Below are 19,954 nucleotides of genomic sequence, written 5' to 3'. Positions count from 1 at the left end.
CCGAAGGTAGACTGAAGTGGTCAGTTTGTCTGGTACCCGCTCGCGGGACTGGAACGAAAGGCACCACGCATGCAGCGTCTCTCCATGGGCGTCATCGGAGCCGGCAGGGTCGGCGCCGTTCTCGCTTCACGATTCCGTTCCGCCGGTTATCCCCTCGTGGGCGTGTCCGGCCGGTCCGAGGCTTCGCAGCTCCGCATCACGACGCTGCTGCCGGGCGTCGCCGTGCGTACGCCCGCCGAGCTCGCCGCAGCCAGCGACATCCTCGTGCTCGCCGTCCCCGACGACGACCTGATCGCGATCGCCGAGGAGCTCGCCTCCTCCGGCGCCGTCCGCCCCGGCCAGTACGTCCTGCACACCAGCGGCCGCCACGGCCTCGACGCCCTCGCCTCGCTGACCCGCCTGGGAGCGCGCCCGATCGCGTTCCACCCCGCCATGACCTTCACCGGCACACCGGTCGACCTCGACCGTGCGCCGGTCTTCGGCCTGACCGCCGCATCGGCCGAGCGCGCGCTCGCCGAGGAGCTGGTCGCCGCGCTCGGGGGCACCCCGATGTGGGTCGACGAGGCCGACCGCGTGCTCTATCACGCCGCCCTCGCCCACGGCGCCAACCACCTCGTCACCCTCGTCGCCCAGTCGATGGACCTGCTCCGCACGGCCGGTGCCGCCGATCCGGCCGCGGTGCTCCGGCCCCTGCTGACCGCCGCGCTCGACAACGTCCTCGCCTACGGCGACGCCGCGCTGACCGGCCCGGTCGTACGCGGAGACGTCACGACGATCCGCGCCCACGTCGATGCCCTCGCCGCGGCCGATGTCGACGACGCCACGGTCGACGCCTACCTCGAGATGGCCCGCGCCACCGCCGGTCGCGCCGAGTCCGACGGCCGCCTCGCACCGGTCCAGGCCAGCACGATCCGCCAGGTGCTCGACGAGGCCGACTGGGACACGCTCGCCGAGATCGCCGCCGGGATCTGACCCGTGGCAACGCCGATCATCGCGCGTACGCGTGCGGAGCTCGACGCCGCGCGGGGTGACTCGACCGTCTCGTTCGTGCCCACCATGGGCGCGCTCCACGATGGTCACCTCCAGCTGCTCAAGCATGCCCGGCCGCTCGGTGACACGCTCGTCGCGTCGATCTTCGTCAACCCGACGCAGTTCGCGCCCGGCGAGGACTTCGACGCCTATCCCCGGACGTTCGACGACGACCTCGAGCGCTGCGCGGAGGCCGGCGTCGACGTCGTGCTCGCCCCGACGGTCGACACGATGTACCCGACCGGGCTCGTCGACACCGTCACCGTCGACCCCGGCCCGCTCGGCTCGGTGCTCGAAGGGGCCGTACGCCCGACGCACTTCCGCGGCGTGCTGACCGTCGTGGCCAAGCTGTTCGGGCTCGTACGTCCCGACGTCGCGGTGTTCGGCGAGAAGGACTACCAGCAGCTCACGCTGATCCGGCACATGGCGCGGGAGCTCGCGCTGGGCGTCGAGATCGTGGGCTGCCCGACCGTACGCGAGCACGACGGCCTCGCGATGAGCTCGCGCAACCGCTACCTCTCCGCCGACGAGCGCCAGCAAGCTGCCTACCTCTCGGCTGCCCTCCGGGCCGGCGTCGCCGCCGGGCCCGATGGTGCCGATGCCGTGCTCGCCGCGGCGCACGCCGTGCTCGAGTCCGCCGGCATCACACCCGACTACCTCGTGCTGACGGATCCCGACATGGGTGAGCCGCGACGCGGCGCCGACGCCCGCCTGCTCGTGGCCGCCAAGGTCGGCACCCCACGACTTCTCGACAACACCGCCCTCACGCTAGGAGCCTGACGTTGATCCGCACCATGATGAAGTCCAAGATCCACCGCGCCACGGTGACGCAGGCCGACCTGCACTACGTCGGCTCGGTGACGGTCGACCAGGACCTGCTCGACGCCGCGGACCTGCTGCCCGGTGAGCTCGTCCACATCGTCGACATCGACAACGGTGCACGGCTCGAGACCTACACGATCGCCGGCGAGCGCGGCAGCGGCGTGATCGGCATCAACGGTGCGGCCGCCCACCTCGTGCACCCCGGCGACCTCGTGATCCTCATCGCGTACGCGCAGATGGACGACGCCGAGGCGCGTACGTTCGAGCCCAGCGTCGTGTTCGTCGGCGCCGACAACCGCGTCGTCGGCACCGGCAGCGACCCGGCCGAGGTGCTGGCCGGTTCGGGCCTCGTACGCGGAGACGTCATCGACAACCCGCTCGTGGCCTCGCGGTGATGACATGACGCTGCTCTGTCTGGACGTCAGCAACAGCCACACGACGATCGGCGCGTTCGACGACGACGAGCTGATCGCGCACTGGCAGGTCTCGTCGGACGAGCGGCGTACGTCCGACGAGTGGTACATGCTGCTGATGGGCCTGGTCGACCAGGAGGGCATCTCGCACATCAGCGCCGTGGCGCTGTGCTGCACGGTGCCGGCGATCCTCGTCGAGCTCCGGTCGATGCAGGAGCGCTACTGGACCGACCTCCCCGTCGCGATCGTCGGGCCCGGCGTCAAGACCGGAGTGCCGATCCACACCGACAACCCTCGTGAGGTCGGCGCCGACCGCATCGTCAACGCCCTCGCCGCCGCCGAGCTCTACGGCGGCCCCGCGATCGTGGTCGACCTCAACGGCACCGCGACGATCTTCGACGTCGTCGACGAGTCCAACCGCTACATCGGCGGTGCCATCGCCCCCGGCGTCGAGCTCTCCCTCGAGGCACTGGCCCGCCGCGGCGCCCAGCTCCGCAGCGTCGAGCTCGCCCTGCCGCGCGACGTGATCGGCAAGAACACTGTCGAGGCCCTGCAGTCCGGCATCGTCTACGGCTTCGCCGGGCTCGTCGACGGTCTCGTCACCCGCATCATCGAGTCCCTCGACGCCGATCCCGACCATGTCACGGTCATCGCCACCGGCTCCTACCCCGAAGCCGTCGTCGACCACTGCGCCACCATCACGACCCGCGACCCCTGGCTGACCCTCACAGGCCTCCGCCTGATCCACGAGAAGAACCACGAGTGACGCTGGTGGTGACGAACGACTCGGGTTTTGTCCGCCCAAAGCCGGACAAAACCCGATTCTTCCGTCACCACCAGCACCGATAGGATCGACCCTCGTGAGCGACGCGACCAGCACCCCTGTCCCCGAGGACGACCTCCCCGAGCAGATGCGCGTGCGGTTGGACAAGCGCCAGCAGCTGATCGACCGCGGTGTCGAGCCCTATCCGGTCGTCGTCGGCCGCACCCACACGCTCAAGCAGATCGTCGACACGTACGACGCAGAGGCGCTCGGTCCTGACACGCAGACCGGTGACATCGTCACCGTCGCGGGCCGGGTCATCTTCGTGCGCGGCACCGGCAAGCTCGTGTTCGTCGCGCTTCGTGAGGGCGACGGCACGCCGCTGCAGGCCATGATCTCGCTCGACGGTGTCGGCGAGGACCAGCTCTCGGCGTTCAAGTCGACGGTCGACATCGGCGACCACCTCGCGGTCACGGGCGAAGTCATCACCAGCAAGCGCGGCGAGCTCTCCGTCATGGCGAGCTCGTGGCAGATCGCCGCCAAGACGGTCCGTCCGCTGCCCAACGAGCACAACCCTCTGTCCGACGAGGCCCGCAGCCGCATGCGCTACGTCGACCTGATCGTGCGGCCCGAGGCGCGGGAGAACGTACGCGTCAAGGCCAAGGTCCTGCAGTCGCTCCGGGCGACGCTCGACGCGCACGAGTTCATCGAGGTCGACACCCCGGTCCTGCAGCACACCAACGGTGGCGCTGCGGCCAGGCCGTTCGCGACGCACACCAACGCGTTCGACGAGGACATGCTGCTGCGCATCGCGATCGAGCTCGACCTCAAGCGGGCGCTCGTCGGCGGTGTCGACCGGGTCTACGAGATCGGCAAGACGTTCCGCAACGAAGGTGTCGACAACACCCACAACCCCGAGTTCATGATGCTCGAGGCCTATGAGGCCTACGGCTCGTACGACACGATGGCCGAGCTCACGCGCGACCTGGTGGTCAACGCCGCGCGGGCGATCGGCAAGACCGTGGTCCCGGGTCGTGACGGCTCGCAGATCGACCTCGAGGGCGAGTGGAGGCACGCCACGATCCACGAGCTCGTGTCGGACGCGACCGGCACGACGGTCGACAACGACACGTCGGCCGACGACCTCAAGGCGCTCGCCGCCAAGCACGAGGTCGCCCTTCAGCCGCACTGGGTCGCCGGTGACATCGTGCTTGAGCTCTACGAGAAGCTCGTCGAGCACACGCTGATCCAGCCGACGTTCGTCCGCGACTACCCCGAGGCCGTTCGCCCGCTCGCCAAGAAGCACCGCACCAAGCCCGGCCTGGTCGAGGCGTGGGACCTCATCATCAACGGGGTCGAGCTGGCTCCGGCCTACTCCGAGCTCAACGACCCGGTCATCCAGCGCGAGCGGCTCGAGGAGCAGTCGCGACTCGCCGCGGCAGGAGATCCCGAGGCGATGGACGTCGACGAGGACTTCCTGCGCGCGCTCGAGTTCGGCATGCCTCCGGCCGGCGGCATGGGACTCGGCGTCGACCGGCTCGTGATGCTGCTGCAGGGCATCGGCATCCGCGAGGCCATCCTGTTCCCGCTGTCCCGCGCCGAGTAGTCGCGGTTTACCAAGAGGTCATGGCAAGGTGCCACTCCTCAAGGTGTGCGCGCCCTGCGAGGTGGCAGTTCGCCGTGACCTCTTGGTAAACCACCACCGCCGAGCCGGTTCTGCCGACAGCGAACTCCGGAACACCGGGTCCCCGGTGAAGGTTGGGTTACACATATGGACATCGATGCGTGCAGATTTCCATACCCGACTAAACTGAACTGATAGTCCAGCAGAGGGGGACGCCATGTTCGAAAGATTCACCGACCGTGCTCGTCGCGTGGTCGTGCTTGCCCAAGAAGAGGCACGCATGCTCAGCCACAACTACATCGGCACGGAGCACATCCTCCTCGGCCTCATCCACGAAGGTGAGGGCGTTGCGGCCAAGGCTCTCGAGAGCCTCGACATCTCACTCGAAGCCGTCCGCGGCCAGGTCGAGGACATCATCGGCCAGGGCCAGCAGGCTCCGAGCGGGCACATCCCGTTCACGCCCCGCGCCAAGAAGGTCCTCGAGCTCAGCCTCCGTGAGGCGCTGCAGCTCGGCCACAACTACATCGGCACCGAGCACATCCTGCTCGGCCTGATCCGCGAGGGCGAGGGCGTCGCCGCCCAGGTCCTCGTCAAGCTGGGCGCCGACCTCAACCGCGTACGCCAGCAGGTCATCACGCTCGTCAGCGGCTTCCAGGGCAAGGAGGCCGAGCAGGCCGGCGCGCCCAGCGAGTCCGCTCCGAGCACGTCCGCCGTGCTGGACCAGTTCGGCCGCAACCTGACGCAGGCCGCCCGCGAGGGCAAGCTCGACCCGGTCATCGGCCGGGACGACGAGGCCGAGCGCGTCATGCAGACGCTGTCGCGACGCACCAAGAACAACCCGGTGCTCGTCGGTGAGCCGGGCGTCGGCAAGACCGCCGTCGTCGAGAGCCTCGCCCAGGACATCGTCCGCGGTGACGTGCCCGAGACGCTCAAGGACAAGCAGATCTACACGCTCGATCTCGGCGCGCTCGTCGCCGGCTCGCGCTACCGCGGTGACTTCGAGGAGCGCCTCAAGAAGGTCCTCAAGGAGATCCGCACCCGCGGCGACATCATCTTGTTCATCGACGAGATCCACACCCTCGTGGGTGCGGGTGCCGCCGAGGGCGCGATCGACGCCGCCAGCATCCTCAAGCCGATGCTGGCCCGCGGTGAGCTGCAGACGATCGGTGCGACGACGCTGGACGAGTACCGCAAGCACTTCGAGAAGGACGCGGCGCTCAACCGTCGCTTCCAGCCGATCCTCGTCGACGAGCCGTCCGTGCTCGACACCGTCGAGATCCTCAAGGGCCTGCGCGACCGCTACGAGGCGCACCACCGCGTCTCCATCACCGACGAGGCCCTCGTGGCCGCGGCGACGATGGGCGACCGCTACGTCTCCGACCGGTTCCTGCCCGACAAGGCGATCGACCTGATCGACGAGGCCGGCGCCCGCCTGCGCATCCGCCGCATGGCGACCCCGCCGGAGCTCAAGGAGTTCGACGACAAGATCGTCGACGTCCGCCGCCGCAAGGAAGGGGCCATCGACGCACAGGACTTCGAGGCTGCCGCCTCCCTGCGCGACGAGGAGAAGAAGCTCATCAACGCCAAGGGCGAGCGCGAGAAGGCCTGGAAGTCCGGCGACCTCGACACCGTCGCGGTCGTCGACGAGAACCTCATCGCCGAGGTCCTCGCCAAGGCCACCGGCATCCCCGTCGGCCAGCTCAGCGAGGCGGAGTCCAGCCGCCTGCTCAACATGGAGGAAGAGCTCCACAAGCGGGTCATCGGCCAGGACGAGGCCATCAAGGCGCTGTCGCGGGCCATCCGTCGTACGCGCGCGGGTCTCAAGGACCCCAAGCGTCCCGGCGGCTCGTTCATCTTCGCCGGACCCTCGGGCGTCGGCAAGACGTGGCTGTCCAAGGCGCTGGCCAACTTCCTGTTCGGCGACGAGGACTCCCTCATCCAGCTCGACATGTCCGAGTACAGCGAGAAGCACACGGTCTCGCGACTGTTCGGCTCGCCTCCGGGCTACGTCGGCTACGAAGAGGGTGGCCAGCTCACCGAGAAGGTGCGCCGCAAGCCGTTCTCCGTCGTGCTGTTCGACGAGATCGAGAAGGCACACCCCGACATCTTCAACTCGCTGTTGCAGATCCTCGAGGAGGGCCACCTCACCGATGGTCAGGGCCGCGTCGTCAACTTCAAGAACGCCGTCGTCATCATGACCACCAACCTCGGTGCGCGTGAGATCTCCAAGGGCGTCAACCTGGGCTTCAGCCAGGCCGGCGACACCGCGGGGTCCTACAACAAGATGAAGGAGCGCGTGTCGATCGAGCTCAAGCAGCACTTCCGGCCTGAGTTCCTCAACCGCGTCGACGAGATCATCGTCTTCCCGCCGCTGACGCAGGACGAGATCCTGCAGATGGTGGACATGATGATCGACTCGCTCGAGAAGCGTCTTGCCGAGAAGGACATGAACATCGAGCTGACGATGGAGGCCAAGGACTTGCTGTCCAAGCGTGGCTTCGATCCGGTGCTGGGTGCTCGTCCGCTGCGTCGCACGGTGCAGCGCGAGATCGAGGACGTCATGGCCGAGAAGCTGCTCTACGGCGAGCTTCGACCCGGTCAGCTCGTGCTGGTCGGCGTCGAGGGCGAAGGCGCAGAAGCGGTCTTCACGTTCGAGGGTCGCAACAAGGCCGACCTGGCGCTCGAGATGCCGGCCGACGTGCCGCCGGCCGTCGAGGCGTCAGCCGAGTAACACCCCGTACGCACGAAGCCCCCGCAGCCTGGCTGCGGGGGCTTCGTCGTGTGCGGATCAGTGTGAGGTCTGGGTGTTGAGCAGCACGACCCCGGCGATGATCAGGGCGATCGCGGCGATCTTGGCCGGGCTGACCGGCTCGTCGAGGAAGACGACGCCGACGACCGCGATCGCGGCGGTGCCGAGCCCGGCCCAGATCGCGTACGTCACCGAGACCGGGATCTCCTTGACCACGACGGTCAGCAGCCAGATGGACAGGGCGTAGCCCCCGACCACGATCGCGGCCCACCCGGGGTTGGTGAATCCTTCGGCGCGGGGGAGCGCGGCGGTGGCGAACACCTCGGTCGCGATGGCGACAGCGAGCAGGGCTGCTGCGACGAACATGGTTCTTCCTTGGCTTCCTGTAGCACTTGCTACATGCGTGACTGTAGCAGATGCTACGTTTGGTGTCGATGAACAAGCGCGACGAGCTCACCGAGGCAGCCACCGACTACGCCCTCGCCCACGGGCTGATCGGGCTGAGCCTGCGACCGCTGGCCGCTGAGCTGGGCACCAGCGATCGCATGCTGATCTATCACTTCGGCTCCAAGGACGAGCTCGTCGCCGCGGTGCTCGAGGCGTCCAATGACCGTTCCAAGGCTGTCATCCATGCCATGCAGCCCTCAGCGTCGCTTCGCGCCGCGGTGCTCGACCTGTGGGCCACCTACACCGAAGGACAGGTCCAGCGGTGCCAGCGCATGTACGTCGAGGCGGCTGCGCTCGGGTTGTTCGGCCGCGAGCCCTATGCCACGTCGATACGTGCGTCGAATGCCGTCTGGATGGCCGCGATGGCGACGCACCTCGAACGCTCGGGTGTGGCTGCCGCCGACGCGCCGCGACTGGCCGGCTTGATCGACGCGACGTTCAACGGCGTGCTCCTGGACCGGCCGCTCGACGACGAGGCGGAATCCCGGCAGATCGTCGAGGACCTGGCCACGGCTCTCGGCCGCTCTCAGCGGGGTAGCGAGTAGGTGTCGTCGGGCAGAGGGTCGACCAGGCCGTCGGCGACCAGGCCGTCGAGAGCGCGCTCGCGCTGCACGGCGTCGGCCCACGCGGCGTCGAGCGCTGACTTCGGCACCGGGCCGGGCGCCTCGCGAAGCACCGCCATGAGCCGGCCGCGGCACTGCCGATCCGTGCCATGCCACGCCTGGCCTCGGCGGACCGGTCCGTCGTACGCCGGATAGCCTGCGGCCCGCCACCGGCACAGATCGGCCACCGGGCAGGCATCGCACCGCGGTGACCGTGCCGTGCAGATCAGCGCGCCGAGCTCCATCGTGGCGGCTGCCCACCGATGTGCGTCGCGTACGGGCAGCAGTCCGCTGGCCAGGTCCCGTTCGGCGCTGGTGACCGAGTCCGGTGGGAACTGCTCGCCCCTGACGACACGGGCGAACACCCGCCGCACATTGGTGTCGAGCACGGCCTCGCGGCCACCGAACGCGAACGACGAGACCGCAGCGGCGGTGTACGCGCCGACGCCGGGCAGGGCGAGCAGGTCTTCGAGTGACGACGGCACCTCACCACCGTGCCGGTCGACGATGGCTGTCGCGGCGGCATGCAGACGCAGGGCGCGGCGCGGATAGCCCAGGCGGCCCCACGCGCGTACGGCCTCGCCGGGTGACTCCGCGGCGAGCGCCGCAGGGGTCGGCCAGCGCTGCACCCACGCCTTGTACACCGGCAGGACGCGCGACACGGGGGTCTGCTGCAGCATGAACTCCGAGACCATGACCGCCCACGGTGAGGCGTTCCGCCGCCAGGGCAGGTCGCGGGCTGTGCGCGCGAACCAGTCGAGGAGCTTGTCGTGCAGCTGCGCCAGGTCGGCGACGGGGAGCGGAGCGGGACGCGTCATGACGCGTCGATCCTCGCACGCGGCCCAGGTGAGGGCGCGTCGGGACGCCGGAGCGGCTGGTGCGCGGATAGCGTGGGTCCGTGAGCCAGCAACGGTTGCCTGCAGAGGTCTACTGGCGTCGTCGGCTGCTCGCCTTGGCCGCGGTGATCGCCCTCGTGTGGCTGGCCATGCGGTTCGTCGGCGGGGACGACAAGCCGGACGCCGAACCGAAGGCCGAGACCCCCGCCGCCACGACTGCTCCGCCACCCGTCACCGCGCCCGTCAACGGACTGGTGGACGTCACGCTCGTGAGCGCGAGTCGCGCGTGCGATCCCGAGAAGGTGCGGATCACGCCGACGGTCGAGCCCGGCCAGTTCACGAAGGGGCCGGTCAAGATCGGCCTTGTGGTGAGCTCGACGGAGTCGACCGCCTGCACCCTGACCCCCGGCGACGCAGACATGGTCGCGGTCATCAGCGCCAACAAGACCGCGATCTGGGACTCGACGGTCTGCAAGATCTCGCTGCTCGACGATCCGGTCGCGGTGTCGCCTCAGTGGGCGTCGCTCGTCACCGCCACGTGGTCAGGTCGCGGCTCGGGATCGAAGTGCTCGCCCAAGGAGGGTTACGCGACACCGGGGACGTACGCGGTGCAGGTCGGCACGCTCGGCGGCGAGCCCGGCAAGACGTCGTTCACGCTGCTCCGCAAGCCCGAGCCCAAGGTCACGCCGACCACCAGGCCGACGCCGACGAAGCCGACCCCGTCGGCCAAGAACACGACCAAGCCCGCCGACGGCTGAGCTGGGTCATACGTAGCGCTCGAGGATGCTCGACTCGGCGAGGCGGGACAGACCCTCGCGGACGCCGCGAGCCCGCAGGTCGCCGACGCCCTCGACGGTCTGGAGGTCCTCGATGCTCGCCGCGAGGAGCTTCTGGAGTGATCCGAAGTGCTCGATGAGGCGCTCGACGACCGTGATCGGCAGGCGGGGAATGCGGGCCAGCAGCCGATAGCCCCGCGGAGCCAGCGGGGTGTCGAGGGTCTCCTCGGTGCCGATGCGCAAGGCCCGGGCGACCGAGCCGAGGTCGACGAGGTCGGTCGACTCGATCGCGGCGAGCTCGGCGAGCACGGCCTCGGGGGTACGTCCGCGACGCCCGCTGGGCATGTAGTCGCGGATGATCAGCTCGCGCTCGGCGTCGACGCCGCTGATGAGCTCCTCGAGCTGGAGGGCCAGGAGCCGGCCGTCCGTGCCGAGCTCCAGGACGTAGGTGTCGATCTCGCCGGCGATGCGGCTGACCATCTCGAGCCGCTGGGCGACGGCCGACACGTCGCGGACCGTGACGAGGTCCTCGATCTCGAGGGCCGACAGCGCGTCCGAGACCTCGTCGAGTCGGTTGCGGTAGCGCTCGAGGGTCTGCAGAGCCTGGTTGGCGCGACCCAGCACGGCGCCGGTCTCCTCGAGCACGTGGCGCAGGTCCTCGAGGTAGAGCGCGATGATGTGCATCGACGCCGAGACCGAGATGACCGGGACGCCCGTCTGGCGGGCGACGCGGTCGGCGGTGCGATGGCGCGTGCCGGTCTCCTGCGTGACGATCGACGGGTCCGGCATCAGGTGCACGCCGGCCATCAGGATGCGGGTCGCGTCGCGGTCGAGGATGATCGCGCCGTCCATCTTGGCCAGCTCGCGCAGGCCGGTCGCGGTGAAGGGCACGTCGAGCGCGAAGCCGCCCGTCGAGATCGCCTCGATCTGGCGGTCGTGGCCCACCACGACCAAGGCGCCGGTGCGGCCCCTCAGGATGCGCTCGAGGCCCTCACGAAGGGACGTGCCCGGTGCGACGGTGGCCAGGGTGGCGCGCAGGCGCGCGGAAGCCTCTGCTGCCGCCGCGGCACGCTCTGCTGCTGACGCCATGGTCACTCACCTCACTCAGGTCGCACACAGTGTATGCGGCATCAGTAGGGTGCCGTGACATCGAGACAGGCCATCGCCGCTTCGATGTTGCTGACCGCCATGATCGTCATCGACGTGCGGATGCCGTCGAGGCCCTCCGACCCCGCCGGGACGACGGCTTGTCGGAACCCGATCCGCTCGGCCTCGCGCAGCCGCGCGACCAGGTTGCTGACCTTGCGGACCTCGCCGGCGAGCCCGACCTCGCCGATCGCGACGAGGTTGGCCGGCACGGCAGACTCCCGCTGGGCCGAGACGGTGGCGATCGCGAGCGCGAGGTCGACCGACGGCTCGACGAGTCGCGCGCCGCCGACGGTTGCGGTGTAGACGTCGAGCTCGGAGAGGTTGATCCTGCAGTGCTTGGTGAGGACGGCGAGGATCATCGCCACCCGCGAGGAGTCGAGCCCGCTGGACGTACGCCTGGGAGAGGGGGTTGAGGACTTGACCGTCAGCGCCTGCACCTCGGCGAGCAGCGGGCGGCGACCCTCCATCGTGACCGTCACGCAGGTGCCGGGGACCGGCTGCTCGTGGCGGGACACGAACAGGCCGGTCGGGTCGGGGACCTCGACGATGCCGTCGTCGACGAGGTCGAAGCAGCCGATCTCGTCCACGGGCCCGAAGCGGTTCTTGACCGCGCGCAGCAGGCGCAGGCGAGAGCTGCGATCGCCCTCGAACTGCAGCACGACGTCGACGAGGTGCTCCAGCACGCGCGGGCCGGCGACCGAGCCGTCCTTGGTGACGTGGCCGACGAGCAGCGTGGCGATGTTGTCGCGCTTGGCCCGCTGGATGACCGCGGACGCGACCTCGCGGACCTGGGTGACTCCGCCGGGGACACCGTCGACGTCGGCCGAGCCGATGGTCTGGACCGAGTCGACGATGAGGAGTCCGGGCTTGACCGTCTCGACGTGGGTCAGCACGGCGCCGAGGTCGGTCTCGGCGGCGAGATAGAGGTTGTCGTCGACCGCGCCGGTGCGCTCAGCCCTCAGGCGCACCTGGGCGGCCGACTCCTCGCCGGAGACGTAGAGCGTACGGCGGCCGGCTCGCGCCCACCGCGCAGCGACCTCGAGCAGTAGGGTCGACTTGCCCACCCCGGGTTCGCCGGCGAGCAGCAGCACGGCGCCGGGGACGACGCCACCGCCCAGCACGCGGTCGAGCTCGCCGATGCCGGACGTCGTGGACCGGGCCGACTCGATCGTGACCTGGCTGATCGGGACGGCAGGGGTCGCCACGGGAGCGGCCTGCGTGCGGCCAGTGCGTACGGGAGCCGCGACGTCGACCGTGCCCCACGCCTGGCACTCGCCGCAGCGGCCGACCCACTTGCTGGTCGTCCAGCCGCAGTCGGCACAGACGTATGCGGGCCGGGCGGTCTTGGTGGCTGCCATGGCCGTCAGCCTAGGCGCGCCGTACGACAGTCCGGAGCGCCACGCCCACAGCTGGTTCCTTCGCCCTCGGGTCGCCCGAGCCCTTCGGCTCTCGCCGACGGCTCAGATCCGGACGACACCGTCCGGGGTGCTGAACTCGGCGGCGAGGATGCCGGGGGTGCCGTGCGGTGCGACCCACCGGACCTCGATCTCCTCGAGCGCCTCGACCGCGGGCTCGCCGAGGTAGTCGGCCAACCGCTTGGGGTCACCGGCGATCTCGAGCGCCGTGAGCGCGATCTGGGAGTCGGCCATCTGCGAGGGGTGCTCGGCCGGGTCCTTCTCCCACTTGATGACGAACGGCAGCTGGGGATCGGCCTTCATGCCGCTCGTGCCGATCTGTTTCCACTCGAGGTTGTAGCCGTCGGGGCGGCGACGGTTGCCGGGCACGGCGTGCCGGCCCATGCGGTGCTCGACCTCGGTGATGTCGTCGACCGACACGACCCAGCCGAGCCATCCGCCGCCGGCGTCGCGGCGGGCGCGCACCGCCTGGCCGAACGCGGCCTTGTCAGCGGCGGGGTGGTCGAGGACTTCGACGACCTCGAGGTACTGGCGGTTCTTGAGGGGCAGGATCATGTTGCGCGTGCCGAACCGGGGGTGGGCACCGCCGTCGATGAACGTGGCATTCAGCAGCCGGCCGAGCTCTGCGGTCGTACCGGCGAGGCCGTCGGGGCCGACGGCGAACGAGACGTGGTCGAGGTGCATACGGCATTGTTGCCTGACGCCGGGTCGGGGTGGTGCAGGGGGTCAGCGGTGGGGGTCGGCCGGGTGTGGTGTATTGGTGCCTCCGGCCTCATGCTCCCTGCAATAGCGGGCCAGCTCGGCGTATCCGGCCTCACCCATGAGCTCGGTCAGCTCGTCGCGGTTGGTGACGTAGACCGGCTCCGGGCCGACGTGCGCCTCGGTGTTGGAGGAGCAGTACCAGTCGAGGTCGGCGCCGCCGGGCCCCCAGCCGGCGCGGGTGTACTCGCCGATCTGCGTCTCGGTGTACGTCGTGCCGTCGCCGCGGTCGACGTCGCGGAACTGGCGCCGCAGCGGCAGCTGCCAGCACACGTCGGGCTTGGTCGTGTGGGGCTTGAGGTCCTGCTCCAGCGCGTAGCCGTGCAGCGCGCACCCGTAGCCGCCCTCGAAGCCTCGCGAGTTGTGGAAGATGCAGGCGCCCTCGAACGCGCGGGTCTTGAGCTCGCCCTCGTCGTCCTTCTCGGTCCAGCCGTTGCGGCGGCCCTCGTCGTGACGCTCCCAGTGGGCCGGGGTCAGCTGGTCGACGATCGCACCGACGCGCTGCGCGTCGTCGTCATCGGCGAAGTGCGCGCCGAGGGTGCAGCAGCCGGCTTCGGGGCTCGTGTCGTAGATGCCGGGGCAGCCCGCGCCGAAGATGCAGGTCCACCGCGAGGTGAGCCACGTCAGGTCGCAGCGGAAGACCTCGGTCGGGTCAGTGGGATTGGCGAACTCCACGTACGTACGGGGGAATCCGAGCTCGACTTCTGGCATCGCCCTCATGCTAGTCCGCGGGTGCGCACCGGCCGCCGCCCTGCTGCCAGTGAGAGGATGGACACATGCGCATGGGCGTCCTCGACATCGGCTCCAACACCGGCCACCTGCTCGTCGTCGACGCCTTCCGCGGCGGCCCACCTCTCCCGGCCCACAGCTACAAGGAGCCGCTGCGCCTCGCCGAGCACCTCGATGCCGACAATGCCGTGACCGAGGAGGGCATCTCCCGGTTGACCAAGTACGTCGTGGACGCCCGTGCCGAGGCGGAGGACAAGGGCTGCACGACGATCGTCGCGTTCGCGACCTCGGCCGTCCGCGACGCGATCAACGCCGACGACGTGATCGGCCGGGTCAACTCGGCAAGCGGCCTCGACCTCCAGGTGCTCGGCGGCGAGGACGAGGCCCGGCTGACGTTCCTGGCCGTACGCCGCTGGTTCGGCTGGTCCGCAGGGCGCCTCGGCGTCTTCGACATCGGTGGCGGATCACTCGAGATCGCCGCCGGCTCCGACGAGACCCCTGACGTCGCGCAGTCGATGGCCCTCGGCGCCGGCCGGCTGACCCGCGAGTGGCTCGACGCGGGTCGTACGCACGCTGAGCTGCGGCTGCACGTCCGCTCGACGATCGCCGACGAGGCGGGCGCGATCCTGCGCGGCGGGTCGTTCGACCGAGCGGTGGCGACCAGCAAGACGTTCCGCTCGCTGGCCCGCATCTGCGGCGCGGCGTCGTCGCACGAGGGCCAGTACGTACGCCGCGTGCTCCGCAAGCCGGACCTCTCGCACCTCGTCGAGCAGCTCGCGACGCTGCCGTCGGAGGACATCGCCGGTATGCCGGGAGTGTCGCCCGACCGCGCGCACCAGATGCGCGCCGGCGCGCTCGTCGCCGAGGCCACGATGGACCTGTTCGACCTCACGGAGCTGGAGATCTGCCCGTGGGCGCTGCGCGAGGGCATCCTCCTGGAGCACCTCGACGGGCTCTAGGGCTCGGCGCACTTCTGAGATTCACAGCGATCCCCGCGCCTTCTGCTGGACCGCCGCACTAGCCTTGAACTCGTGCCTGATCCCATCCGCGTCTCGTTGTCGACCTCCTCGGTCTACCCGGGGTCGACGGCGAGCGGTTTCGAGTCGGCCGCCCGGTTGGGCTACGACGGGGTCGAGGTCATGGTCGGCATCGACGACGTCAGCGCCGACATCACCGCGATCAAGGCCCTCAGCGCGTTCCACGAGATCCCCGTCGTGTCGATCCATGCACCCTGCCTGCTGGTCACGCAGCGGGTCTGGGGGAGCGACCCGTGGGGCAAGCTCCACCGCAGCGCCGACATGGCGCACGAGGTCGGTGCGTCCGTCATCGTCGTGCACCCGCCGTTCCGGTGGCAGCGCGACTACGCTCGCGGGTTCGTCGAGGGGATCGCCGACCTCGAGGCCCAGCACGGTGTCACGTACGCGGTCGAGAACATGTACCCGTGGCGCACCGGCAAGCGCGAGTTCCAGGCGTACGCCCCCGGGTGGGACCCGCTGCTGCACGACTACGCGCACGTGACGGTCGACCTGTCCCACAGCTCGACGGCGGGCGAGGACCCGGTCGAGATGGCCAAGGCGCTGGGCAGCCGCCTCGCCCACATCCACATGACCGACGGCTCCGGGTCGGCCAAGGACGAGCACCTCGTGCCCGGGCGAGGAACCCAGCCGTGCCGGGAGTTCCTCGAGCTCGTCGCGGCGTCGGGCTATGACGGTGAGGTCGTCGTGGAGATCAACACCCGCAAAGCCAAGGATCAGAGCGATCGTGAAGCCGATCTCCTCGAGGCGCTGGCGTTCACCCGCCTCCATGCCACTGTCTGAGGGCGCCTATTCTGCGAGGATGACGGCATGATCACGGTCGACCAGTTCCTCGCCTTCGGCCTCGCGGCATTCATCCTCATCGCGATCCCCGGCCCCAGTGTCGTGTTCGTGATCGGTCGCGCTCTGGCGTACGGACGAGGGGTCGCACTCGCGACGGTCCTCGGCAACACGCTCGGCCTGCTGACCATCGTGGTCCTCGTGGCGTTCGGGCTCGGGGTGATCGTCGAGGAGTCGATCGTCGTCTTCATGGTGCTGAAGTTCGCCGGCGCGGCCTACCTGGTCTGGCTCGGCGTCCAGGCCATCCGGCACCGCAAGGCGTTCAGCGTGCAGAACGCCGGCGCGGGCGGCCACCCGGTGCTGAGCTGGCCCAAGGTCATCCGCCAGGGCTTCATCGTCGGTGTCTCCAACCCCAAGGCGTTCATGATCATCGGCGCGGTCCTGCCGCAGTTCATCGACCGCGACCACGGCCACGTCCAGGCGCAGATGCTGCTGCTCGGCCTGATCGCCGTGGTGATCGGCTTGCTGTCCGACAGCCTGTGGGCGGTCATCGCCAGCCAGCTGCGCACGTGGTTCAACGCGTCGCCGAGACGCGGCGAGGCGATGGGCGCCGTCGGCGGCACCTCGATGATCGGGCTCGGCGTCGGCCTGGCCGTCTCGGGCAACCACCACTAGGGCGTACGCGCGAGGCGCCCGGCGACGACGGCACCGGTGATGATCTGCAGCTGGTGGTAGAACATCAGCGGCAGCACGATCAGCGCGACGTCGGGCCCTGCGAACAGGACCGAGGCGATCGGCAGGCCACTCGCCAGGCTCTTGTTGCAGCCGCAGAAGAGCAGCGGGATCCGGTCGGCGCGCGCGAACCCGAGCACGCGGCCCAGCAGCACGGTCCAGCCCATCGCGACGGCCAGCAGCCCGGCGCACACGCCCACGACGGCGATGACGTCCCAGACCTGCAGGGTCGACCAGATGTGGGCCTCGGCGCCCTCGCTGAACGCGACGAAGACGACCAGCAGGATGCTGCTGCGGTCGAACAGGATGAGTCGGCTGTCGTGCTGAGCGACGAAGCCGCCGATCACGGGTCGCAGCAGCTGACCGAGCACGAACGGCACGAAGAGCTGGAGCACGATCCGTGTGACGGCGCCGGCGTCGACATGCGCGTCCGACGTCATCAGCAGGGCGACGAGCGCCGGTGTGAGGAACACGCCGACGAGGTTGGACAGGGACGCGCTGACGACGGCCCCGGCGACGTTGCCGCGGGCGATGCGGGTGTAGACCACGCACGACTGCACGGTCGACGGCACGAGGCAGAGCAGCAGCACCCCGTCGGCGAGGCCGGGCGTCAGCACGCCGTGCTCCAGGAGATGGGCGCCGAGTCCCAGCAGAGGGAACGCGACGAACGTCGTCGACAGGATCGCGGCGTGCAGCCGCCAGTGCTTGAGGCCTGCCACCGTCTCGGCCGTCGACAACCGGGCGCCGTAGAGGAAGAACAGCAGGCCGATCGCCACGAGCGAGACGTTCTTGAGGACGTCGAGGCCCGAGCCGGTGACCGGCACGAACGACGCCGCGATCGCCGTGACCAGCAGGGCGACGATGAACGGGTCGAGGCGAAGGCGCACGCAGCGACAGTAGCCTTGCCCGTATGACTCAACGGATCGCGATCCTCGGTGCCGGCGTGATGGGCGAGACGTTGCTCTCGGCGATCCTGCGGGCCGGCCACCCTGCTGCCGATGTGGTGATCTCGGAGAAGCGCGACGAGCGGGCCGCCGAGCTCCGCGAGTCGTACGCGGTCACGGTGACCGGCAACGCCGAGGCCGCTGCGGACGCCGACGTGGTCCTCCTCGTCGTGAAGCCCCAGGACGTACCGTCGCTCCTCGACGAGATCGCAGGATCCGTACGTGCCGGCGCCACCGTCGTCTCCCTCGCCGCAGGGATCACGATCAGCGCGATCGAGTCCGCGCTCGCCGACGGTGTCGCCGTGGTTCGCGCGATGCCCAACACGCCTGCCCTCGTCGGCGAGGGGATGTTCGGCGTCTCACCGGGCACGTCCTGCTCGGACGAGCAGCTCTCCGTCGTCGTTCGCCTGCTCGAGTCCGGCGGCAAGGTCGTCGTGGTCGACGAGGCGCAGCAGGACGCGGTCACGGCGGTCTCGGGCTCAGGGCCGGCCTACGTCTTCTACCTCGCCGAGGCGATGATCGCCGGCGGTGTCGACGCCGGGCTCGACGAGCCCACGGCCCGCACGCTGACCGCGCAGACCCTCGTCGGCGCCGCGAAGCTCCTCGCCGAGTCCGGCGAGACCGCCGACGAGCTGCGGCGCCGGGTCACCTCGCCCAACGGCACGACACACGCCGCGATCACGACGTTCGACGACCGCGGGGTCAAGGACGCCCTGGTCGCCGGCGTCGCGGCGGCTGCTGCCAGGTCCGCGGAGCTGTCCGGCCCGGCCTAGTCCTTGGTCGACGGCGGGATGTTCTGGTTGAGCCGGAAGACGTTGTCCGGGTCGTACGTGTCCTTGAGTGCGGTGAGCCGCGCCAGCTTGTCGGCGGGATACGCCCGTCGCACGCCGGCGAGCCCTTCGTCGTTGAGCGCATTGACGTACGCACCGCTCGCATACGTGTCCAGCGTCGCGGCGTAGGCGCGGGCGGCGGCGATCCGCTCAACATCCTCCGCCGGGTCGGTCCAGCGTGCCGCGGTCACGAACTCGAACGCGGTCCCGCGCTGGCTGAACGCTGTCGCGTCGTCCGGCACGTCGGCGATCGCGCCGCCGTACGCCTGCAGGCTCGCCGCCGGTACGAGCCCGGGCGCCGCGGATCCCTCGAGCATGGCGTCGATCAGGTCGTCCGGCAGCCCGGTGAAGTAGTGGCCCTTCCAGTAGCGCCGGAACGCGTGGCCGTCGATCGTGTCGTCGCGCTGCTGCAGCTCGACGTACGACATGTCCATGACCCGTGTGTCGGTCGCCGTCCCGAGGGAGTCGAACGCAGGCAGCAGAGCCCGGCCCTCCTCCGGATCGCCGACCCACACGTAACCCAGCGTGACGACGCCGCCGAGGACGAACGCGGTGAACGTGGCGGCCCTCGGCGCGGTCGCGCTCAGGTCTCGCCAGGCGCGAAGCGCAGATCCGCCTTGGTCGCTCGGGAAGTCGTGCTCGACGACCAACGCCTGCGTGCCGACCGGGTGCAGCCGGAACTCGAACTCCGTGACGATGCCGAAGTTGCCGCCGCCGCCGCGCAGGCCCCAGAACAGCTCAGGGTTCTCGGTCTCGCTCGCCCGCAGCACCTCGCCGGCCGCGGTCACGACCTCGAACGACTCGACGTTGTCGCAGCTCAGGCCATGCTGGCGTGCGAGCCAGCCCATGCCGCCGCCGAGGGTGAGCCCGCCGACACCCGTGTGGGAGACGTTGCCGGCCGTCGTGGCGAGACCGTGCTGCTGGGCGGCGATGTCGAGCGCGCCGAGGAGCGCTCCGCCCTGAACGTGCGCGCGCCGCCGTTCGGCATCGACGACCACCGCGCCCATCGGGGTCAGGTCGATCATCATGCCGCCGTCGGGCACGGCATGGCCGACGACGCTGTGGCCGCCGCACCGCACGCCGATCTGGAGGCCGTCGGCTCGGGACGACGCGATCGCGGCGACGACGTCGGGGACGCTGTGGCAGCGGACGATCAGCTCGGGGCGCCGGTCGACCATCGCGTTCCAGACCGTACGAGCCTCGTCGTAGCCCGCGTCGCCGCTGGTCAGGACCTCGCCGTCGAGCACCGCGCTGAGATCGGACATCGTCATGTTCCCCGTTCCGGAGTGGCCTGCAAATCTTGGGGTGACTCCAACAATTCGTCGACCGTACCCGATGCCGCAGTCGTTGTGAAGGACTGCGCCGCACAGCGTCCACCCGCCTGGGAAGGTGTCCGGCCTAAGGTGATGGCATGACCGAGCGCCAGCTGGGGGTTCCCCCACGAGCCCTGCGAGTAGGGGGAGGGAATCATGAGGCACTCATGCCGTCGCCTCCGTATCGTCGTTTCTCCTTGGGGGTGAT

General features: G+C 69.8%; 19 protein-coding genes and 1 pseudogene. 12 read left to right on the top strand and 8 right to left on the bottom strand.

What is annotated here, in order from left to right; all coding sequences use genetic code 11:
• Nucleotides 1-69: 69 nt before the first annotated feature.
• The 6 genes from ASC61_RS04545 (at nucleotide 70) to ASC61_RS04520 (ending at nucleotide 7,382) form a co-directional block, all read left to right on the top strand.
• Nucleotides 70-972, top strand: a complete 903-nt coding sequence (locus ASC61_RS04545; RefSeq protein ID WP_056209921.1) for a Rossmann-like and DUF2520 domain-containing protein — start codon at nucleotides 70-72, stop codon at nucleotides 970-972.
• A gap of 3 nt (nucleotides 973-975) precedes the next feature.
• Nucleotides 976-1,809: a pantoate--beta-alanine ligase gene (gene panC / locus ASC61_RS04540; RefSeq protein WP_056209918.1), complete on the top strand. Its 834-nt coding sequence runs from the start codon at nucleotides 976-978 to the stop codon at nucleotides 1,807-1,809.
• A gap of 2 nt (nucleotides 1,810-1,811) precedes the next feature.
• A complete protein-coding gene (gene panD, locus ASC61_RS04535; RefSeq protein WP_056209916.1) occupies nucleotides 1,812-2,246 on the top strand; it encodes an aspartate 1-decarboxylase in 435 nt (144 codons plus the stop codon).
• A gap of 4 nt (nucleotides 2,247-2,250) precedes the next feature.
• Entirely contained in the window at nucleotides 2,251-3,030 is a 780-nt protein-coding gene (locus tag ASC61_RS04530; RefSeq protein ID WP_056209914.1) for a type III pantothenate kinase, read from the top strand.
• Nucleotides 3,031-3,175: 145 nt separating this feature from the next.
• Complete coding sequence (gene lysS, locus ASC61_RS04525) at nucleotides 3,176-4,633, top strand: lysine--tRNA ligase (RefSeq protein ID WP_056215308.1); 1,458 nt, start codon at nucleotides 3,176-3,178, stop codon at nucleotides 4,631-4,633.
• 235 nt (nucleotides 4,634-4,868) lie between these two features.
• Entirely contained in the window at nucleotides 4,869-7,382 is a 2,514-nt protein-coding gene (locus ASC61_RS04520; protein WP_056209912.1) for an ATP-dependent Clp protease ATP-binding subunit, read from the top strand.
• Between the two features lie 57 nt (nucleotides 7,383-7,439).
• Here ASC61_RS04520 and ASC61_RS04515 read toward each other — a convergent pair whose 3' ends face one another.
• Entirely contained in the window at nucleotides 7,440-7,766 is a 327-nt protein-coding gene (locus ASC61_RS04515) for a DMT family transporter (RefSeq protein WP_056209910.1), read from the bottom strand.
• 68 nt (nucleotides 7,767-7,834) lie between these two features.
• Between ASC61_RS04515 and ASC61_RS04510 the strand changes: the two genes are divergently transcribed.
• Nucleotides 7,835-8,392: a TetR/AcrR family transcriptional regulator gene (locus ASC61_RS04510; RefSeq protein ID WP_235503484.1), complete on the top strand. Its 558-nt coding sequence runs from the start codon at nucleotides 7,835-7,837 to the stop codon at nucleotides 8,390-8,392.
• Here ASC61_RS04510 and ASC61_RS04505 read toward each other — a convergent pair.
• Complete coding sequence (locus tag ASC61_RS04505) at nucleotides 8,374-9,267, bottom strand: A/G-specific adenine glycosylase (protein ID WP_056209905.1); 894 nt, start codon at nucleotides 9,265-9,267, stop codon at nucleotides 8,374-8,376. The two genes, ASC61_RS04510 and ASC61_RS04505, sit on opposite strands and share 19 nt — an antisense overlap.
• A gap of 80 nt (nucleotides 9,268-9,347) precedes the next feature.
• Here ASC61_RS04505 and ASC61_RS04500 point away from each other — a divergent pair, with 80 nt between their 5' ends.
• The gene (locus ASC61_RS04500) at nucleotides 9,348-10,043 is read left to right on the top strand and encodes a hypothetical protein (protein WP_056209903.1); all 696 of its coding nucleotides are present in this window, start codon (nucleotides 9,348-9,350) and stop codon (nucleotides 10,041-10,043) included.
• A 6-nt stretch (nucleotides 10,044-10,049) separates the two neighbouring features.
• Here the strand turns inward: ASC61_RS04500 and disA are convergent, their stop codons facing one another.
• The 4 genes from disA to ASC61_RS04480 all read right to left on the bottom strand — a co-directional run bounded on the left by disA (nucleotide 10,050) and on the right by ASC61_RS04480 (nucleotide 14,095).
• Complete coding sequence (gene disA, locus ASC61_RS04495) at nucleotides 10,050-11,150, bottom strand: DNA integrity scanning diadenylate cyclase DisA (protein ID WP_056209901.1); 1,101 nt, start codon at nucleotides 11,148-11,150, stop codon at nucleotides 10,050-10,052.
• Nucleotides 11,151-11,191: 41 nt separating this feature from the next.
• The gene (radA, locus tag ASC61_RS04490; RefSeq protein WP_056209899.1) at nucleotides 11,192-12,568 is read right to left on the bottom strand and encodes a DNA repair protein RadA; all 1,377 of its coding nucleotides are present in this window, start codon (nucleotides 12,566-12,568) and stop codon (nucleotides 11,192-11,194) included.
• Between the two features lie 102 nt (nucleotides 12,569-12,670).
• Nucleotides 12,671-13,309, bottom strand: coding sequence for a VOC family protein (locus ASC61_RS04485; RefSeq protein ID WP_056209898.1), 639 nt, complete (start codon nucleotides 13,307-13,309; stop codon nucleotides 12,671-12,673).
• 42 nt (nucleotides 13,310-13,351) lie between these two features.
• Entirely contained in the window at nucleotides 13,352-14,095 is a 744-nt protein-coding gene (locus ASC61_RS04480) for a hypothetical protein (RefSeq protein ID WP_157439374.1), read from the bottom strand.
• Nucleotides 14,096-14,160: 65 nt separating this feature from the next.
• Between ASC61_RS04480 and ASC61_RS04475 the strand changes: the two genes are divergently transcribed.
• The 3 genes from ASC61_RS04475 to ASC61_RS04465 all read left to right on the top strand — a co-directional run bounded on the left by ASC61_RS04475 (nucleotide 14,161) and on the right by ASC61_RS04465 (nucleotide 16,602).
• Nucleotides 14,161-15,072 carry a Ppx/GppA phosphatase family protein gene (locus ASC61_RS04475; protein WP_056209894.1) on the top strand — a complete coding sequence of 304 codons (912 nt, stop codon included), beginning with the start codon at nucleotides 14,161-14,163 and terminating at the stop codon, nucleotides 15,070-15,072.
• Between the two features lie 72 nt (nucleotides 15,073-15,144).
• A complete protein-coding gene (locus tag ASC61_RS04470) occupies nucleotides 15,145-15,930 on the top strand; it encodes a sugar phosphate isomerase/epimerase family protein (protein ID WP_056209893.1) in 786 nt (261 codons plus the stop codon).
• Nucleotides 15,931-15,957: 27 nt separating this feature from the next.
• Nucleotides 15,958-16,602 (top strand): LysE family translocator, encoded by a 645-nt coding sequence (locus ASC61_RS04465; protein ID WP_056209891.1) that lies wholly within the window; start codon nucleotides 15,958-15,960, stop codon nucleotides 16,600-16,602.
• Here ASC61_RS04465 and ASC61_RS04460 read toward each other — a convergent pair.
• Nucleotides 16,599-17,546, bottom strand: coding sequence for a bile acid:sodium symporter family protein (locus ASC61_RS04460; protein WP_056209890.1), 948 nt, complete (start codon nucleotides 17,544-17,546; stop codon nucleotides 16,599-16,601). The genes ASC61_RS04465 and ASC61_RS04460 overlap by 4 nt on opposite strands.
• Before the next feature lie 17 nt (nucleotides 17,547-17,563).
• Here ASC61_RS04460 and proC point away from each other — a divergent pair.
• Nucleotides 17,564-18,376 (top strand): annotated as a pseudogene (gene proC / locus ASC61_RS04455) (pyrroline-5-carboxylate reductase); the annotation flags it as partial.
• Here proC and ASC61_RS04450 read toward each other — a convergent pair.
• Nucleotides 18,373-19,698 (bottom strand): FAD-binding oxidoreductase, encoded by a 1,326-nt coding sequence (locus ASC61_RS04450; RefSeq protein ID WP_200935389.1) that lies wholly within the window; start codon nucleotides 19,696-19,698, stop codon nucleotides 18,373-18,375. The pseudogene proC and the gene ASC61_RS04450 overlap by 4 nt on opposite strands.
• Nucleotides 19,699-19,954: the final 256 nt, after the last annotated feature.

Origin of the sequence: Aeromicrobium sp. Root344 (genome assembly GCF_001425755.1) — a bacterium.
Classification (GTDB): domain Bacteria; phylum Actinomycetota; class Actinomycetes; order Propionibacteriales; family Nocardioidaceae; genus Aeromicrobium.
This window is presented reverse-complemented; position numbering and strand designations above follow the sequence as displayed.

Coding starts and splice junctions, on each gene's coding strand:
- radA (WP_056209899.1), bottom strand. CDS start 12,568: ATGGCAGCCACCAAGACCGCCCGGCCCGCATACGTCTGTGCCGACTGC.
- ASC61_RS04520 (WP_056209912.1), top strand. CDS start 4,869: ATGTTCGAAAGATTCACCGACCGTGCTCGTCGCGTGGTCGTGCTTGCC.
- ASC61_RS04450 (WP_200935389.1), bottom strand. CDS start 19,698: ATGTCCGATCTCAGCGCGGTGCTCGACGGCGAGGTCCTGACCAGCGGC.
- ASC61_RS04530 (WP_056209914.1), top strand. CDS start 2,251: ATGACGCTGCTCTGTCTGGACGTCAGCAACAGCCACACGACGATCGGC.
- ASC61_RS04485 (WP_056209898.1), bottom strand. CDS start 13,309: ATGCACCTCGACCACGTCTCGTTCGCCGTCGGCCCCGACGGCCTCGCC.
- ASC61_RS04545 (WP_056209921.1), top strand. CDS start 70: ATGCAGCGTCTCTCCATGGGCGTCATCGGAGCCGGCAGGGTCGGCGCC.
- ASC61_RS04465 (WP_056209891.1), top strand. CDS start 15,958: ATGATCACGGTCGACCAGTTCCTCGCCTTCGGCCTCGCGGCATTCATC.
- lysS (WP_056215308.1), top strand. CDS start 3,176: ATGCGCGTGCGGTTGGACAAGCGCCAGCAGCTGATCGACCGCGGTGTC.
- ASC61_RS04515 (WP_056209910.1), bottom strand. CDS start 7,766: ATGTTCGTCGCAGCAGCCCTGCTCGCTGTCGCCATCGCGACCGAGGTG.
- ASC61_RS04475 (WP_056209894.1), top strand. CDS start 14,161: ATGCGCATGGGCGTCCTCGACATCGGCTCCAACACCGGCCACCTGCTC.
- disA (WP_056209901.1), bottom strand. CDS start 11,150: ATGGCGTCAGCAGCAGAGCGTGCCGCGGCGGCAGCAGAGGCTTCCGCG.
- ASC61_RS04510 (WP_235503484.1), top strand. CDS start 7,835: ATGAACAAGCGCGACGAGCTCACCGAGGCAGCCACCGACTACGCCCTC.
- ASC61_RS04505 (WP_056209905.1), bottom strand. CDS start 9,267: ATGACGCGTCCCGCTCCGCTCCCCGTCGCCGACCTGGCGCAGCTGCAC.
- ASC61_RS04480 (WP_157439374.1), bottom strand. CDS start 14,095: ATGCCAGAAGTCGAGCTCGGATTCCCCCGTACGTACGTGGAGTTCGCC.